Origin of the sequence: Staphylococcus sp. GDY8P45P, assembly GCF_017892745.1 — a bacterium.
Taxonomy (GTDB): Bacteria; Bacillota; Bacilli; order Staphylococcales; family Staphylococcaceae; genus Staphylococcus; species Staphylococcus cohnii.
Genome location: NZ_JAESLS010000005.1, coordinates 212,428 through 228,295 on the forward strand (window position 1 = coordinate 212,428; position 15,868 = coordinate 228,295).

Consider the following 15,868-nt stretch of genomic DNA (forward strand, 5'->3'; position numbering starts at 1 on the left):
ATATGAGACAGAAATCATTAAATGTCTTAGAATTCGATAAAATAAAAGCACTTGTTGAAAAAGAAACCATGAGTGACTTAGGTAGAGAGAAAGTCGTTGAAATGGTACCAGCAACTGATTTTCAAACTGTCGAATTTCAAATGAATGAAACGGATGAAATTGCTCAAATATATAATAAACACCGTTTACCCAGTTTGAGTGGATTATCTAAGATTTCATCACTGATTCATAGAGCGACCATCGGTGGTGTATTAAGTGTTAAAGAACTTAATGCAATTAAACGTTTAATTCAAATTCAAAATCAATATAAGACATTTTATAATAATTTATTAGAAGAAGAAGAAGTAGTGAATTATGCTATTCTTCACGATAGGATGGAACAATTACCTGTCCTTTCAGAGTTGTATCAAAATATCCATCAAAAATGTGACGCTAATGACTTGTTCGATAACGCTAGTTACGAATTACAAGGTATCCGGAGTAAAATTTCTGGTACGACTCAACGAATAAAACAAAACTTAGACAAAATTGTTAAGCGTCAAGCTAATCAGAAAAAGTTGTCAGATGCTATTATAACGGTACGTAATGAGCGCAATGTTATTCCAGTAAAAGCAGAATATCGTCAAGATTTTAATGGCATCGTTCATGATCAATCAGCTTCTGGGCAAACACTTTACATTGAACCTTCGTCTATCGTTGAAATGAATAATCAAATTAGTCGTCTAAGAAATGATGAAGCGGCTGAACGTGAACGTATTTTAACTGAGTTAACGGGGTATGTAGCGGCTGAAGCAGACGCTTGTTTAATTTCAGAAAATATTATGGGTCAAATTGACTTTTTAACCGCTAAAGCACGTTATGCACGATCAATCAAAGGAACGAAACCTGAGTTTACCAGTGAGCGAACGGTTTATTTACCCAAAGCATTTCATCCTTTATTAGATAGAGATACCGTTGTAGCAAATACGATTGAATTTGCAGACGATATTGAAACTGTGATCATCACCGGTCCTAATACAGGGGGTAAAACTGTAACACTAAAAACCCTCGGACTCGTTATTTTGATGGCACAATCAGGGATGTTGATACCTACTTTAGACGGTAGTAAACTAAGCATTTTTGAAAACGTTTATTGTGATATCGGAGATGAGCAATCTATTGAACAATCACTTTCAACTTTTTCCTCACACATGAAAAATATTGTTGAAATCTTACAGCATACAACAAAAAATAGTTTGATTCTTTTTGATGAACTAGGTGCTGGGACAGATCCAAGTGAAGGTGCTGCTTTAGCGATGAGCATCTTAGATCATGTTCATGAAATAGGTTCATTAGTAATGGCGACAACGCATTACCCTGAACTTAAAGCATACAGTTACAATAGATCAGGTGTGATGAATGCTAGCGTAGAGTTTGATGTTAATACATTAAGCCCAACATATAAATTGCTCATGGGTGTACCGGGACGTTCTAATGCTTTTGATATTTCAAAAAAATTAGGACTCAATATGAAAGTGATTCAAAACGCGAAAGCAATGATAGGACAGGATGAGCAAGAAATAAATGAAATGATTGCTTCATTAGAAAAAAATTCTAAACGTGTAGACGAACAGAGAATTGAATTAGATGGTCTATTAAGAGAAGCTCAAGAAACACATGATGAACTTGAAAAAGAATATGATAAATATCGTAATCAAGAGAAACAATTAATGAGTGAAGCCAAAGAAAAAGCCAATCAACGCGTGAAAGCCGCTACCCAAGAAGCAGATGAGATCATTAAAGAATTACGCGAACTTAGAGATAAAAAAGGTGCTGATGTAAAAGAACATGAGCTTATCAATAAAAAGAAACAGCTGGATGATCAATATGAAGCTAAGTCAATAAAGCAAAACGTCGAAAAGAAAAAATGGGATGAAATTAAAGTTGGCGATGAAGTAAAAGTTCTGACATATGGGCAAAAAGGTGAAATATTAGAATTACTAGATGATAATGAAGCGGTTGTTCAAATGGGCATCATTAAAATGAAATTACCAACCAGTGACTTAGAAAAAACACAAAAGACGAAAGAAGCACCTTCTAAAATGGTTAAACGTGAAAATCGTCAAAGTATTAAAATGGAACTTGATTTACGTGGCTACCGCTATGATGAAGCAATGGTTGCGGTTGATCAATATTTAGACCAAGCTGTATTAAGTAATTATGAACAAGTTTATATTATTCATGGTAAAGGAACAGGTGCACTTCAAAAAGGTGTGCAAAAACATTTAAAACAACATAAAAATGTGTCATCATATAGGAACGGCATGCCAAGTGAAGGTGGATTTGGCGTGACCGTTGCAGAATTGAAATAAATGTGAGCAAGAGGTATGCAGATTTGTACAAAGTCTGTTATAATTTCTTCATCATTTGAAATTTAAGGAGGATTGGCAGTTATGGCAATCGTAAAAGTAACAGATTCAAACTTTGATGAAAATATTCAATCAGGTGTCAATTTAGTAGATTTTTGGGCAACATGGTGTGGCCCATGTAAGATGATTGCTCCAGTATTAGAAGAATTAGCTGGTGATTATGATGGAAAAGCTAATATTTTAAAACTTGATGTAGATGAAAATCCGTCAACAGCTGCTAAATTTGAAGTAATGAGTATCCCGACTTTAATCTTATTTAAAGATGGTGAACCTGTCGATAAAGTTGTAGGCTTCCAACCTAAAGAAAACTTAGCAGAAGTAATTGAGAAACACTTATAAAAGCACAACGAAACGACCTGGGACATCAATGATTGTCTCAGGTTTTTTCTGTGATTTTTGTTAGTTTGTCTGAAATCGTAGTTTTTATGATTTTTATAGAGCTAGGCCTACATTCTGATTATTTATAGCATTGGTATAAAAATGCGAATTTGCATTATCTTCATAACTAAAATTGACTGCATATCCACACCCTATATTATTCAACGTCGCTTATCCTCTAAATTTGGTTTATGAAAAAGCTTCAGTGTTTAAAATATTTTGATGCCCCAGCACTTTATAGATTAAGGTGCTTTATATATAATGTTTAAAATTTTTTACTGGCCACATATTTCATGTTCAAACGAATACTTTGGTTTAATGATAATGTATATTCTATAATGAATATTAGAATTGAAATTTTATATTTGCGAATAAGCTTTCAACGTTATACAACTGTGATGCAAATGATATATATCTTATTTTAGCAATATATTTTTACAAGAAAGGGGGGACTAAAGTGGAAAATTACCAAGAAGATATTAAACAAAAATTAACGGTCGTACCCACTGAACCGGGTTGCTATTTAATGAAAGATCGAAATGATCAAATTATTTATGTCGGCAAGGCTAAAAAATTAAGAAATAGATTAAGATCTTATTTTACAGGTGCACATGATGCTAAAACGACACGGCTCGTTTCAGAAATTAGAAACTTCGAATATATTGTAACTTCGAGTGAAACAGAATCATTATTGCTCGAACTTAATTTGATTAAACAATATCAACCGAGATATAACATTTTGCTGAAAGACGATAAAAGTTACCCTTTTATTAAAATCACTAAAGAAAAATACCCTCGGTTAATTGTGACACGTACAGTTAAAAAAGGAACAGGAAAATATTTTGGGCCTTATCCTAATGCATATTCAGCACAAGAGACAAAAAAGTTATTAGATAGAATTTATCCATTTAGAAAGTGTGATAAAATGCCCGATAAATTGTGTCTGTATTACCATATTGGCCAATGTTTAGGTCCTTGTGTTTACCCAGTAGATTTAAATAAATATGCTGAAATGACTAAAGAAATTACTGACTTTTTAAATGGCGAAGATAAAACAATATTGAATAACTTAGAACAAAAAATGAATGAAGCGAGTGAAGCACTAGACTTTGAAAGAGCAAAAGAGTACAGGGATTTAATACAACATATTCACAATTTAACTAAAAAACAAAAAATTACAACTTCGGATAATACTATAAGAGATGTTTTTGGGTATAGTGTGTCAAAAGGTTGGATGTGTATTCAAGTGTTTTTCATTAGACAAGGGAATATGATTAAGCGAGATGCAACTATGATTCCATTGCAACAAACAGAAGAAGAAGAATTTTATACTTTTATAGGTCAATTTTATGATTTAAATCAACACATTCTTCCTAAAGAAGTCCATATTCCTAAAAATTTAAACAAAGACATCATTCAATCGGTAGTAGATACGAAAATAGTCCAACCCATTAAAGGTAAGAAAAAAGAAATGATTGATTTAGCGAATCATAATGCTGAAGTTACGCTAGAGAATAAATTTGAACTCATTGCTAAAGATGAATCACGTACCGTGAAGGCAATTGAAGAATTAGGGGATCATATGGGGATTCAAACGCCTATTCGTATTGAAGCTTTTGACAATTCAAACATACAAGGTGTACACCCTGTTTCAGCTATGGTTTCATTTGTTGATGGCAAACCTAATAAAAAAGGATACCGTAAATATAAAATTAAAACGGTGGATGGCCCAGATGATTATAAATCGATGAGAGAAGTTGTGCGTAGACGTTATACACGTGTTTTAAATGAAGGTACACCATTACCAGACTTAATCATCGTCGATGGTGGTAAAGGTCATATGAACGGAGTAATCGATGTGCTTGAAAATGAATTAGGTTTGGATATACCAGTTGCTGGGCTACGTAAAAATGATAAACACCAAACCTCAGAGATTCTGTATGGTGAAAGTGCAGAGATTGTACCTTTGAAAAAAAATAGCCAAGCGTTTTATTTACTTCAAAGAATACAAGATGAAGTTCATAGATTTGCAATTACGTTTCATAGACAAACACGCCAGAAAACTGGTTTACAATCAGTTTTAGATACCGTAGATGGTATAGGTTCTAAACGCAAAACAAAACTATTACGAACTTTTGGCTCCATAAAGAAAATGAAAGAGGCAAGTATCGAAGATCTAAAGTCTTCTGGTTTACCTCAAAAAGTCGCTGAGAATCTTCATCACGCACTATATAACAAATAGAAAAAAAGAATATGGCATGAGAATCATTCTCATGCCCAAAATTTTATGAATTAGTGTTACAATAGCAAATAACAGGAATTCTTTTTTTAAAAGTATATGGAAGCGTTTACTAATTGAGAAAAATTATCACTTAAATCTAAATAATAAAACAATTGTTAAATTCAACTAGGGGTATTACTTCATTGTTTTATACATACATGTTGAAGTTTATATTGCTATAAATATAAAGCGATTGCATAACATGTTGTTGTTTAGTTTTAGTTGATAAGTATCATCACATTTATACTTTAAAAAAAGGATACCAAAAAATTAATTGTTTCACAGGGGGGACTTCCTTTTGGCATATTCGAAAAATCAATTCTATTTAAGACGCTTACATTCTTTGTTAGGCGTAATACCGATAGGTGGATTCTTATTAGTGCATCTACTTGTTAACCACCAAGCTACAAAAGGCGTTGAGGCGTTTAACAAGGCTGCTGGATTTATGGAATCTTTACCATTCTTGATTGCATTGGAGTTTATCGTAATTTACATTCCAATTCTATATCATGCGGTATATGGTGTACATATTGCCTTTACGGCAAAAGAAAACGTAGGACATTACTCTCAATTTAGAAATTGGATGTTCTTATTGCAACGTATTACAGGTATTGTAACGTTTATTTTTGTTGCTATACATTTATGGCAAACACGTATTCAGCGTGCATTAGGTCATGAAATAAACTTTGATATGGTACATGATATTGTATCTAATCCAGGTTGGTTAATTTTCTATATCATTTGTTTACTTTCTGTAACATTCCACTTCGCAAATGGCTTATGGTCATTTTTAGTTACATGGGGTGTTTTACAATCTAAAAGATCACAACAGATTTTTACATGGGTATCACTTGTTGTATTTATCGTAGTTTCGTATATCGGAATAAGTGCTATTCTTGCGTTCGTATAATTTAAAAATGTTTCAGATATATTTAGGGGAGTGACTATTTATGGCAGAGAAGAAAATTATTGTTGTCGGTGGAGGACTTGCCGGTCTGATGTCAACAATTAAAGCAGCAGAACAAGGCGCACACGTTGACTTGTTCTCATTAGTGCCTGTTAAACGTTCACATTCCGTATGTGCACAAGGTGGCATAAACGGAGCAATCAATACGAAAGGTGAAGGTGACTCACCTGCTGTTCACTTTGATGACACAGTTTATGGTGGAGATTTCTTAGCGAATCAGCCACCAGTAAAAGCAATGGCAGAAGAAGCGCCAAATATTATACATTTACTTGATCGTATGGGTGTAATGTTTAATAGAACGAATGAAGGCTTGCTAGATTTCCGTCGCTTTGGTGGTACGATGTATCACAGAACGGCATATGCTGGAGCAACAACTGGACAACAATTAATGTATGCCTTAGATGAACAAGTACGTAGTTATGAAGTGGATGGTTTAGTTACAAAATATGAAGGATGGGAATTCTTAGGTATTGTCAAAGATGATGACAATATGGCCAGAGGTATTGTGGCTCAAGATATGACATCTTCTGAAATAAAATCATTTGGTTCAGATGCAGTTATTATGGCAACTGGTGGTCCAGGTATTATATTTGGTAAAACAACTAACTCAATGATTAATACTGGTTCTGCCGCATCAATCGTTTACCAACAAGGAGCAATTTATGCAAATGGTGAGTTTATTCAAATTCATCCAACAGCAATCCCTGGTGATGACAAACTACGATTAATGAGTGAATCGGCTCGTGGTGAAGGTGGACGTATTTGGACATACAAAGATGGTAAACCATGGTACTTCTTAGAAGAGAAATATCCAGATTATGGTAACTTAGTACCTCGTGATATTGCAACACGTGAAATTTTTGATGTATGTGTTAATCAAAAATTAGGCATTAACGGTGAAAACATGGTATACCTTGATCTTTCTCATAAAGATCCGCATGAATTGGATGTCAAATTAGGTGGCATCATTGAAATTTATGAAAAATTCACTGGTGACGATCCAAGAAAAGTACCAATGAAAATCTTCCCAGCAGTCCACTATTCAATGGGTGGCCTTTATGTAGATTATGATCAAATGACAAATATCAAAGGCTTATTTGCAGCAGGTGAGTGTGATTTCTCACAACATGGTGGTAACCGTTTAGGTGCTAATTCATTGTTATCTGCTATTTACGGCGGAACAGTTGCAGGACCAAATGCAATTGAATATGTTGCAAATATTGAAAAATCATATACTGATTTGGACGACAGCATTTATGAAAAACGTGTTAAAGAAGAACAAGAAAAATTCGATAATTTATTGAATATGAATGGTACAGAAAATGCATATAAACTTCATAGAGAACTTGGTGAAGTTATGACAGCAAACGTTACTGTTGTACGTGATAATAAAGCATTATTGGAAACAGATAAGAAAATCCTAGAATTGATGGAACGTTATCAAGATATTGACATTGAAGATACGCAAACATGGAGTAACCAAGCAGTCTTCTTTACTCGTCAATTATGGAATATGTTAGTACTAGCACGTGTAATTACAATCGGTGCATACAACCGAAATGAGACTCGTGGGGCACATTATAAACCTGAATTCCCTGAGAGAAACGACGAAGAATGGTTGAAAACGACTTTAGCATCATATCAAGGAAAAACAGAACCGCCTAAATTTACATACGAACCAGTAGATGTAAGTTTAATCCCACCTCGTAAACGTGACTATTCAAGTAGTTCTAAAGGAGGTAAATAAAATGGCAGATACTAAAGAAGTAAATGAAACTCAAGCGCAAAACGAACAACAAAGCCAACAACAAAATCAAAAAACAATTAAATTTATCATTAAACGACAAGATGATGCAGAATCTAAACCTTATGAGGAAGAGTTTGAAATTCCTTATAAAGAGAATTTAAATGTTATTGCTTGTTTAATGGAAATTAGACGTAATCCGGTTAATAGTAAAGGTGAGAAAACAACACCTGTTATTTGGGATATGAACTGTTTAGAAGAAGTTTGTGGTGCTTGTTCTATGGTTATCAACGGCAAAGCGAGACAATCTTGTACAGCAATTGTTGACCAATTAGAACAACCAATTAAATTAGAGCCAATGAGTACATTCCCAGTGGTTCGTGACTTACAAGTTGATCGTAGTAGAATGTTTGATAACTTGAAACGTATGAAAGCATGGGTACCGATTGATGGTACGTATGATCTTGGACCAGGGCCTCGTATGCCAGAGAAAAAACGTCAAACAGCATATGAATTATCTAAATGTATGACATGTGGTGTATGTTTAGAAGTTTGTCCAAACGTTACAAGAAATAACGACTTTGTTGGTGCACAAGCTATTTCACAAGTTAGATTGTTTAACTTACACCCAACAGGTTCAATGACTAAAGATGAACGTTTAAATGCATTGATGGGTGCAGGTGGTTTACAAGAGTGTGGTAACTCACAAAACTGTGTTAACGCATGTCCTAAAGGTATTCCTCTAACGACATCAATTGCAGCATTAAACCGTGAAACTTCTTTCCATATGTTTAAATCATTCTTTGGTTCAGACCACCAAGTAAATTAATATATATATTAAGACTGTCAACAAAGTACTAACTTTGTTGACAGTTTTTTTATGAAATATGGTATAGATATAAATTTAACATCATGATTAGACGTTTAGTAAAAGTACTTTTCATATTAAATACGTTTAAATCACTGCCGTTGTAAAGTTAATATCTGAAATGCCAGTTATTTAGAAATTTAGTTCTTGTAAAATGATTTTGAAAACACAGCTATGCTACAATAAAAGACAAGTAAATATATAAGGATGAACAATATATGGAGAAACCAATTGGAGTTATTGACTCTGGCGTTGGAGGTTTAACAGTAGCTAAAGAAATCATGCGCCAATTACCAAATGAAACAATCTACTATTTAGGAGATATAAAACGTTGTCCTTATGGGCCAAGAGAAGCTTCGGAGGTAAGACAATTTACTACAGAATTAGCTGAAAAGCTCATGACGTTTGATATCAAGATGTTAGTGATTGCGTGTAATACTGCAACGGCAGTCGCATTAAAACATTTACAAAATTCATTAGCGATACCTGTTATTGGTGTTATAGAACCAGGTGCTAGAACAGCCATTATGACAACAAAAAATCAAAATGTTTTAATATTAGGTACAGAAGGTACGATTAAATCAGAGGCCTATAGGCATCATATTAAGCAAATTAATCCAAATGTAGAAGTATCTGGAGTTGCATGCCCAGGCTTTGTTCCACTTGTAGAACAAATGAGATACAAAGATCCAACGATTACGAGTATTGTTATACATCAAACATTAAAACAGTGGAGAAACAGCAAAGCAGATACAGTTATTTTAGGATGTACGCATTATCCATTACTGTATCAGCCAATTAATGATTACTTTCACGGAGAAAAAGTAGTTATTTCATCTGGTTTAGAAACAGCGAGAGAAGTGAGTGCATTATTAACGTTCAGTAACGAGCATGCAGGTTATAAAAAGCAACCCGAACATAAATTTTTTGCTACAGGAGAAACAGAACATATTGAACGCATTATTGATGAGTGGTTAAATATGAAAGCAACAGTTGAAAAAATAGAAGTTTAAAGTGAGGCGTAAATAATGGAAGATATTGTTATTGCATCAAATAATAAAGGAAAAATAAACGATTTTAGAGTTATTTTTCCTGATTATAATGTTATAGGTATATCAGAACTCATCGAAGGTTTTGATGTTGAGGAAACGGGTGACACTTTTGAAGAAAATGCAAAACTAAAATCTGAAGCAGCTGCGCAAGCATTAAATAAACGTGTTATTGCTGATGATAGTGGATTGGAAGTTTTTGCGTTAGATGGTGAACCTGGTATATATTCAGCTCGCTATGCTGGCGAAACTAAAGATGATAATGCAAATATTGAAAAACTTTTAACTAAATTAGGTGATGAAACCGACCGTAGTGCACAATTTGTTTGCGTTATTAGCATGAGCGCACCAGGTGAAGATACAGTACAGTTTAAAGGAACTGTACAAGGAGAAATCACATTAAATAAAATTGGTGAACATGGCTTTGGATATGATCCTATCTTTTTCGTAGAAGACAAAAATAAAACAATGGCACAGTTAACTGCTGAAGAAAAAGGGCAAATTAGTCATAGAGGTAAAGCAATAGAACAACTACAACAATACCTAGAAGGTGATCAATAATGTCGAAATGGATTATAGTTAGTGATAATCATACCGAACAAGGTGTGTTGTTTGATATTATAAATCAACATGAGCATGTAGATGCTGCTATTCATTTAGGTGACTCTGAATTTGCTTATGATGATAGTGAACTCAGTCATTTTTATAGAGTAAAAGGAAATACCGATTTTTACCCTGAGTTTCCAAATGAACAAACACTTAATATAAATGGTATCAATGCATTTTTAACTCATGGCCATTTATATCAAGTGAATCGTACAAGAATACCTTTAGCAGAACAAGCAAAAGCAGCAGACTGCAAATTTGCCTTTTATGGACATACACATGTTGCTAAACATGAAGCAATAAATGGTGTGCATGTGATAAATCCAGGTAGTATTTCACAGTCGAGAAGTAATATTGAAGAAACATATGCAGAATTGCTTATTGATGATACGAGTTTAGATACGATTTTAAATTTCCGTAATCGAAATCATGAAATCATCAGCAGTGAAAACTTTACAATTTAAAAAGACGAAGGGTCTAGCTACGTTTAGAAACAATTTAATCGTAGCTTCATCCTCTTATTTCTATAAATAGTTAGATGCAACAAATAATTAAGCGTTATAAAGTTGTAAAAATAACGCTAACGTTAATGAATTTCTCAATTTAAAGAATTTAAATAAATTAGCAATATTATGATAAAAAGTTTACAATAGTGAAAAATCATATTTATTTTTAAGGGATAGAGTATTGCTTTATCAGTGCAAGTTAGATATAATTATTCTTGTGTTCAAAAGATAATGTCCTGGTAGCTCAGCTGGATAGAGCAATGGCCTTCTAAGCCATCGGTCGGGGGTTCGAATCCCTCCCAGGACACTAAAAGCGTTAAAATACATAAATTAATTTATGCATTTACTGACTAGATTGCTGATATATCAGCAGTCTTTTTATTTTGCTTTAAATTTTATTTACATATAGTTGACACACATAGTGGATACAAACATACTGTTTATTAAAGTCATAATATAGTTAATCAGCACATTGCAAAAGTAGGTTTACAGATGAAATTGGATATTGAATAAAGTGAATGATCATTATAATATATGAAAATGATGTCAAAAAGTATTATTTTATATAGTGAATTTAAACTTTCCCTTGATCATTAGGCTATAACAATTAAAATACATTGTCATTTAATGCTTAATCATCTAAATTTGTAAGATGCTGAAATTATTTATAGATAATTGAGACATTAACATATGTTTCAGTCTAACAATAAGTGGTATTTAATATATAACTATAAGGTAATATATAACTTAATGATTATTTTGCGTTTGCGCTACTTCAATTTGAAGTGGCGCATTTTTAATGTTATTTATAAAATTAATAAAAACCTTTCGTATTAAAAACATTGATATATTACATAGCAAGCTTAATTAGCATTAAATTATTCGGTAAGTTTAATTGTATATATATTATAATTAAAGGCTCTCATCTAAGTTGTATAACATGGAATTGTGCAAAATACAGTTGAGCATTCAAAACTGTAAAATGATGTGTTTTTCACTACAGTTTTTACTATTATTTAATGAAGTATGAAATAAAACACAATTTTATATGTAAATGTCTTATAGTTATAGATAACAAACGATACTTAATTAAATAAAAAGATAACAGTATCGTTTAAAACATAATAAAACAGTCATAAGCATCTATCATATAATGAGGAGTGTTTATAATGGAAGGTTTATTTAACGCAATCAAAGATACAGTACAAGCTGGCATAGCAGGGGACGGTGCTAAATTAGGTACAAGTATCGTAAGTATCGTAGAAAACGGTGTAGGTTTAGCAAGTAAATTATTTGGATTCTAATATAAATAAATAATAAAGGAGATATAAATTATGACTAAATTAGCAGAGGCAATTGCAAACACAGTTGAAGCGGCAAAATCAGGTAACGGTTCAGAATTAGGTACAAGTATTGTAGATATCGTTTCAAGTGGTGCGGGTTTACTAGGTAAACTTTTCGGATTTTAAAATTGAGTACTTAGCTTATTTTAAAAATATAGTGAGGAGTGTTTATAATGGAAGGTTTATTTAATGCAATTAAAGATACAGTACAAGCTGGCATAGCAGGCGATGGTGCTAAATTAGGTACTAGTATTGTAGACATCGTAGAAAACGGTGTAGGTTTAGCAAGTAAATTATTCGGATTCTAATATAAATTTCTATGACGGACTGGCCAAGGTAATAACCTTGGCCTTTTTTGTTTGCCGAGATATGAAATATGGTATGATGAAGTAAAATTCGGCTATGTTTATACATTGACGAGGACATAACTGATATAGTTTATTAAAAGATATCATTAAGGGGTTAGAAAATACTATGAACAAAAGATGTTTGCTTATCGATTTTGACGATACAATTGTTGATTTTCATGATGCAGAAGCATATGCATTTCACCAACTTACAAAAAAATATAAATTAGAGACAAACCAAAATGATTTAAATCAATTTATGACTGTAAATCAAGCGCATTGGGAAGCATTTCAACAAAACCAATTATCAAAAACTGAAGTTTTAAGTAAAAGGTTTGAAGTGTATTTTGAGTTACATCAACTCAATGTTAATGGAGAAGAAGCGGACGTAATCTTTCGTGATGAACTGGCAAATGCTCCAATAAAATATTTTATGAACACGGTGGAAACATTGAGAATGCTCAAAGATACACATGATCTATATATTGTTACAAATGGTGTTTTAGAAACACAAGAAAGACGCATAGCAAAAACAAAAATGGGGAATTGGTTTAAAGGTGTTTATGTATCTGAGCAAACAGGATATCAAAAACCGATGCCAGAATTTTTTGATTTTGTTTTTAATGAAATTGGTCATGATAAAAGAGACCATGCAATGATTGTTGGCGATTCAATAACATCAGATATTTTAGGTGGGAAAAATGCTGCAATAAAAACATGTTGGTTTAATCCAAGAAATAAAATAAATGACACAGAAATTAATCCGGATTATACTATCGAATCGCTTGATCAATTGTTAGATATAGCAAAATAAAAGAAGCGTGAATTATAATCAGAAAAATTGATTTTAATTCACGCTTCATATTATGTTGATGATCATTCAAGAAATAAAAAAAGTTTACTTTATTAATAAAGTATCTACTATATTATAAAAATGAGTGCATTATTTTAAATGTATTAGATGTGAAAATTATGGTGTCCAAATAAGTATATCGTGGCCATCTTTATTTTGTTGTTCAATATCTTTAAATCCATGTTTAATAAAGAAATTTTTTGATTGATTACGTGCAATAACTTTTATAGGTTGGCCTTGTTCCTTGGCAAAATCTAGCAATGCTTTACCGTAACCACGACCTTGGAAATCACGTAAAACTTCTAGTTTCCATAAAATATTATAATCATTAAAATCTGAGAAATATACATCTTCAACTTCTCCTTTTCGGTATAAAGCCATACGAGCGCCTAACCTATCACCAACATATATGCCGAAAAATGGTGAGTCTGAACTAGCGTCTATCATTTCACCGCGTAATTCATCTACTAAATATAAATCTTCATTTCCGAAGTTTCTAAAATCTTCAAATAATTCGTCAGTTTTGTAATTAATATCTAGTCGTTTAACATTACTCACTTTAGCTTCCCCCTTTGCTTTATTACTAACTATTATACCTTATTTTATTGGATATTTCACAAAAATGAATGCTTAAAACATTTTGTAAAATTAACAATGTTAATTTGCTCATTGTTTTTATATAATGTAAAGTGCTGATAACTTGTATGAATATTGGACAACGACGTTTATACATATTTAAAATAATTTCCAATCAATTTATAAGCCGTAAAATTGTCAATGTTGAACATAAACTTTATACTAAATAGGAATAGAGTAACGTAAGGAGAATTACGAATGGATTGTATGACAACGAAACTTAATGAAAAAGATCAATTTATATCGAATGTTAAAAATAGTGATTCAACTTTAGCTAAATATTATCATCTTGATGCAATGAATGAACATGATTACAAAAAACGACTACTTATAGAAAATAACGGAAGAGAAGCGTCACTAGCAAAAATCATTGAAGCATACATGGGTGATTTAACATTAGATCATCAACAAAATGACAATTTAAAAGCACTTAGTAACGGTGCGAAAGTTGTAATCGGAGGCCAACAAGCTGGTTTGTTTGGTGGGCCCTTATACACGTTCCATAAAATATTTTCAATTATTACATTAAGTGAAAAACTATCAAAAGATTACGATACGCACGTTGTCCCTGTTTTTTGGATTGCGGGTGAAGATCATGATTTTGATGAAGTAAATCATACTTATGTTTTTAATGAGCACAAGGCAACTTTACAAAAAATTAGATATAGTACAATGACGCCACCAGAGTCTAGTGTTTCAAAGTATTTGCCAGATAAAGAAGCGTTACATAAAGCGTTAAATCAATTTTTTAAAGAACTAAAAGAAACTGAGGCTTCTTCAAAACTATTGAACATGTGTAGAAATATTATCGATCATTATGATGGTTGGACTGACATGTTTAAAGCTTTATTACACGAAGTTTTCAAACATTATGGATTATTACTGATAGATGCAAATGATAAAGCGTTGCGTCAATTAGAAAAACCAATGTTCAGAAACATGATTGAAAAGCATCATTCAGTTGACGATGCCTTTAGACAAACGCAAGCTCAAACAATGGCTGATGGCTTAGACCAAATGATACAGACAGAGACGAATGTGCATTTGTTCATGCATGATGAGGGTGTAAGACAACTATTAACTTTTGAAAATGGGAGATTTTATTTAAATAAATCTGAGAAGTCATTTTCGGAACAAGAACTTCTTAATATAGTAGAAACAGAACCAGAAAGATTTTCTAATAATGTCGTTACAAGGCCAGTAATGGAAGAATGGCTATTTAATACAGTAGCGTTTATAGGCGGTCCAAGTGAAATTAAATATTGGACAGAATTAAGCGATGTTTTTCGAACATTAGAAGTAAACATGCCTATCGTTTTACCTCGATTAAGAATTACTTATATAAATGCTAGAATAGAAAAGTTATTAGCGCATTATCAATTGAACCGTAATGATATCATTGAAAAAGGAATAGAGGCAGACAAAGCGCAGTTTATTAGATCCAAAGCGTCACAAACTTTTATAGAACAAATTGAAACACTGAAAGAACAGCAAAAGGACTTATTTCAATCTCTTCAAGCAGAAGTTACAGACAATCATGATAATAAAGTATTGTTAAACAAAAATAATGAAATTCATCAAAAACAATTTGATTACTTGCTAAAACGGTACTTATTAAATATCGAAAGAGAAAATGACATTAGCATGAAACATTTTGAGATATTAAGTAAAACACTCCATCCAATGGGTGGATTACAAGAAAGAATATGGAATCCACTTCAAATTATGAATGATTTTGGGCTAGATGTGTTTAGTCCCTCCACCTATCCACCACTTTCTTACACATTTGATCATATATTGATAAAACCTTAGAGCGACAATGGGAACACCCGATTCATCATTAAGATGAATCGGGTGTTTTTTTCTATATTTCAAGAAATTT

Annotated in this window: 15 protein-coding genes and 1 tRNA gene; 15 read left to right on the forward strand and 1 reads right to left on the reverse strand. The window is 32.5% G+C overall.

The window, feature by feature from the left end:
* Positions 1–2 precede the first annotated feature (2 nt).
* From KA873_RS04515 to KA873_RS04580, 14 genes are all read left to right on the forward strand, one after another.
* Positions 3–2,351, forward strand: coding sequence for an endonuclease MutS2 (locus tag KA873_RS04515; protein WP_107504528.1), 2,349 nt, complete (start codon positions 3–5; stop codon positions 2,349–2,351).
* 81 nt (positions 2,352–2,432) lie between these two features.
* Complete coding sequence (gene trxA, locus KA873_RS04520) at positions 2,433–2,747, forward strand: thioredoxin (protein ID WP_019469293.1); 315 nt, start codon at positions 2,433–2,435, stop codon at positions 2,745–2,747.
* A 496-nt stretch (positions 2,748–3,243) separates the two neighbouring features.
* On the forward strand, positions 3,244–5,028 hold the full coding sequence (uvrC, locus tag KA873_RS04525; protein ID WP_107504527.1) for an excinuclease ABC subunit UvrC: 1,785 nt from the start codon (positions 3,244–3,246) through the stop codon (positions 5,026–5,028).
* A gap of 337 nt (positions 5,029–5,365) precedes the next feature.
* On the forward strand, positions 5,366–5,977 hold the full coding sequence (locus tag KA873_RS04530; protein WP_107504526.1) for a succinate dehydrogenase cytochrome b558 subunit: 612 nt from the start codon (positions 5,366–5,368) through the stop codon (positions 5,975–5,977).
* A gap of 40 nt (positions 5,978–6,017) precedes the next feature.
* Complete coding sequence (sdhA, locus tag KA873_RS04535) at positions 6,018–7,781, forward strand: succinate dehydrogenase flavoprotein subunit (RefSeq protein ID WP_107383704.1); 1,764 nt, start codon at positions 6,018–6,020, stop codon at positions 7,779–7,781.
* Between the two features lies 1 nt (position 7,782).
* Positions 7,783–8,607, forward strand: coding sequence for a succinate dehydrogenase iron-sulfur subunit (gene sdhB / locus KA873_RS04540; RefSeq protein WP_107383705.1), 825 nt, complete (start codon positions 7,783–7,785; stop codon positions 8,605–8,607).
* Positions 8,608–8,864: 257 nt separating this feature from the next.
* Positions 8,865–9,659, forward strand: coding sequence for a glutamate racemase (racE, locus tag KA873_RS04545; RefSeq protein ID WP_107504525.1), 795 nt, complete (start codon positions 8,865–8,867; stop codon positions 9,657–9,659).
* 15 nt (positions 9,660–9,674) lie between these two features.
* Positions 9,675–10,256, forward strand: coding sequence for an XTP/dITP diphosphatase (locus KA873_RS04550; RefSeq protein WP_107383707.1), 582 nt, complete (start codon positions 9,675–9,677; stop codon positions 10,254–10,256).
* Entirely contained in the window at positions 10,256–10,765 is a 510-nt protein-coding gene (locus KA873_RS04555) for a YfcE family phosphodiesterase (protein WP_107504524.1), read from the forward strand. Before KA873_RS04550 ends, KA873_RS04555 begins: the two co-directional genes overlap by 1 nt.
* A 275-nt stretch (positions 10,766–11,040) precedes the next feature.
* Positions 11,041–11,114, forward strand: a tRNA-Arg gene (locus KA873_RS04560).
* 862 nt (positions 11,115–11,976) lie between these two features.
* On the forward strand, positions 11,977–12,111 hold the full coding sequence (locus KA873_RS04565) for a beta-class phenol-soluble modulin (protein ID WP_019469301.1): 135 nt from the start codon (positions 11,977–11,979) through the stop codon (positions 12,109–12,111).
* 30 nt (positions 12,112–12,141) lie between these two features.
* Positions 12,142–12,276: a beta-class phenol-soluble modulin gene (locus KA873_RS04570; RefSeq protein ID WP_046208718.1), complete on the forward strand. Its 135-nt coding sequence runs from the start codon at positions 12,142–12,144 to the stop codon at positions 12,274–12,276.
* 47 nt (positions 12,277–12,323) lie between these two features.
* Entirely contained in the window at positions 12,324–12,458 is a 135-nt protein-coding gene (locus KA873_RS04575; RefSeq protein ID WP_019469303.1) for a beta-class phenol-soluble modulin, read from the forward strand.
* 166 nt (positions 12,459–12,624) lie between these two features.
* A complete protein-coding gene (locus KA873_RS04580; protein ID WP_107504523.1) occupies positions 12,625–13,311 on the forward strand; it encodes a YjjG family noncanonical pyrimidine nucleotidase in 687 nt (228 codons plus the stop codon).
* Between the two features lie 156 nt (positions 13,312–13,467).
* Here KA873_RS04580 and KA873_RS04585 read toward each other — a convergent pair whose 3' ends face one another.
* Positions 13,468–13,908 carry an N-acetyltransferase gene (locus KA873_RS04585; RefSeq protein WP_107383710.1) on the reverse strand — a complete coding sequence of 147 codons (441 nt, stop codon included), beginning with the start codon at positions 13,906–13,908 and terminating at the stop codon, positions 13,468–13,470.
* A gap of 276 nt (positions 13,909–14,184) precedes the next feature.
* Here KA873_RS04585 and bshC point away from each other — a divergent pair, with 276 nt between their 5' ends.
* Positions 14,185–15,798: a bacillithiol biosynthesis cysteine-adding enzyme BshC gene (bshC, locus tag KA873_RS04590; RefSeq protein ID WP_107383711.1), complete on the forward strand. Its 1,614-nt coding sequence runs from the start codon at positions 14,185–14,187 to the stop codon at positions 15,796–15,798.
* Positions 15,799–15,868 lie beyond the last annotated feature (70 nt).

What these genes read in the sequence shown, in the direction of transcription:
- racE (WP_107504525.1), top strand. Translation starts at nt 8,865, where the DNA reads ATGGAGAAACCAATTGGAGTTATTGACTCTGGCGTTGGAGGTTTAACA.
- bshC (WP_107383711.1), top strand. Translation starts at nt 14,185, where the DNA reads ATGGATTGTATGACAACGAAACTTAATGAAAAAGATCAATTTATATCG.
- KA873_RS04580 (WP_107504523.1), top strand. Translation starts at nt 12,625, where the DNA reads ATGAACAAAAGATGTTTGCTTATCGATTTTGACGATACAATTGTTGAT.
- trxA (WP_019469293.1), top strand. Translation starts at nt 2,433, where the DNA reads ATGGCAATCGTAAAAGTAACAGATTCAAACTTTGATGAAAATATTCAA.
- sdhA (WP_107383704.1), top strand. Translation starts at nt 6,018, where the DNA reads ATGGCAGAGAAGAAAATTATTGTTGTCGGTGGAGGACTTGCCGGTCTG.
- KA873_RS04515 (WP_107504528.1), top strand. Translation starts at nt 3, where the DNA reads ATGAGACAGAAATCATTAAATGTCTTAGAATTCGATAAAATAAAAGCA.
- KA873_RS04550 (WP_107383707.1), top strand. Translation starts at nt 9,675, where the DNA reads ATGGAAGATATTGTTATTGCATCAAATAATAAAGGAAAAATAAACGAT.
- KA873_RS04565 (WP_019469301.1), top strand. Translation starts at nt 11,977, where the DNA reads ATGGAAGGTTTATTTAACGCAATCAAAGATACAGTACAAGCTGGCATA.
- KA873_RS04570 (WP_046208718.1), top strand. Translation starts at nt 12,142, where the DNA reads ATGACTAAATTAGCAGAGGCAATTGCAAACACAGTTGAAGCGGCAAAA.
- sdhB (WP_107383705.1), top strand. Translation starts at nt 7,783, where the DNA reads ATGGCAGATACTAAAGAAGTAAATGAAACTCAAGCGCAAAACGAACAA.
- KA873_RS04575 (WP_019469303.1), top strand. Translation starts at nt 12,324, where the DNA reads ATGGAAGGTTTATTTAATGCAATTAAAGATACAGTACAAGCTGGCATA.
- KA873_RS04555 (WP_107504524.1), top strand. Translation starts at nt 10,256, where the DNA reads ATGTCGAAATGGATTATAGTTAGTGATAATCATACCGAACAAGGTGTG.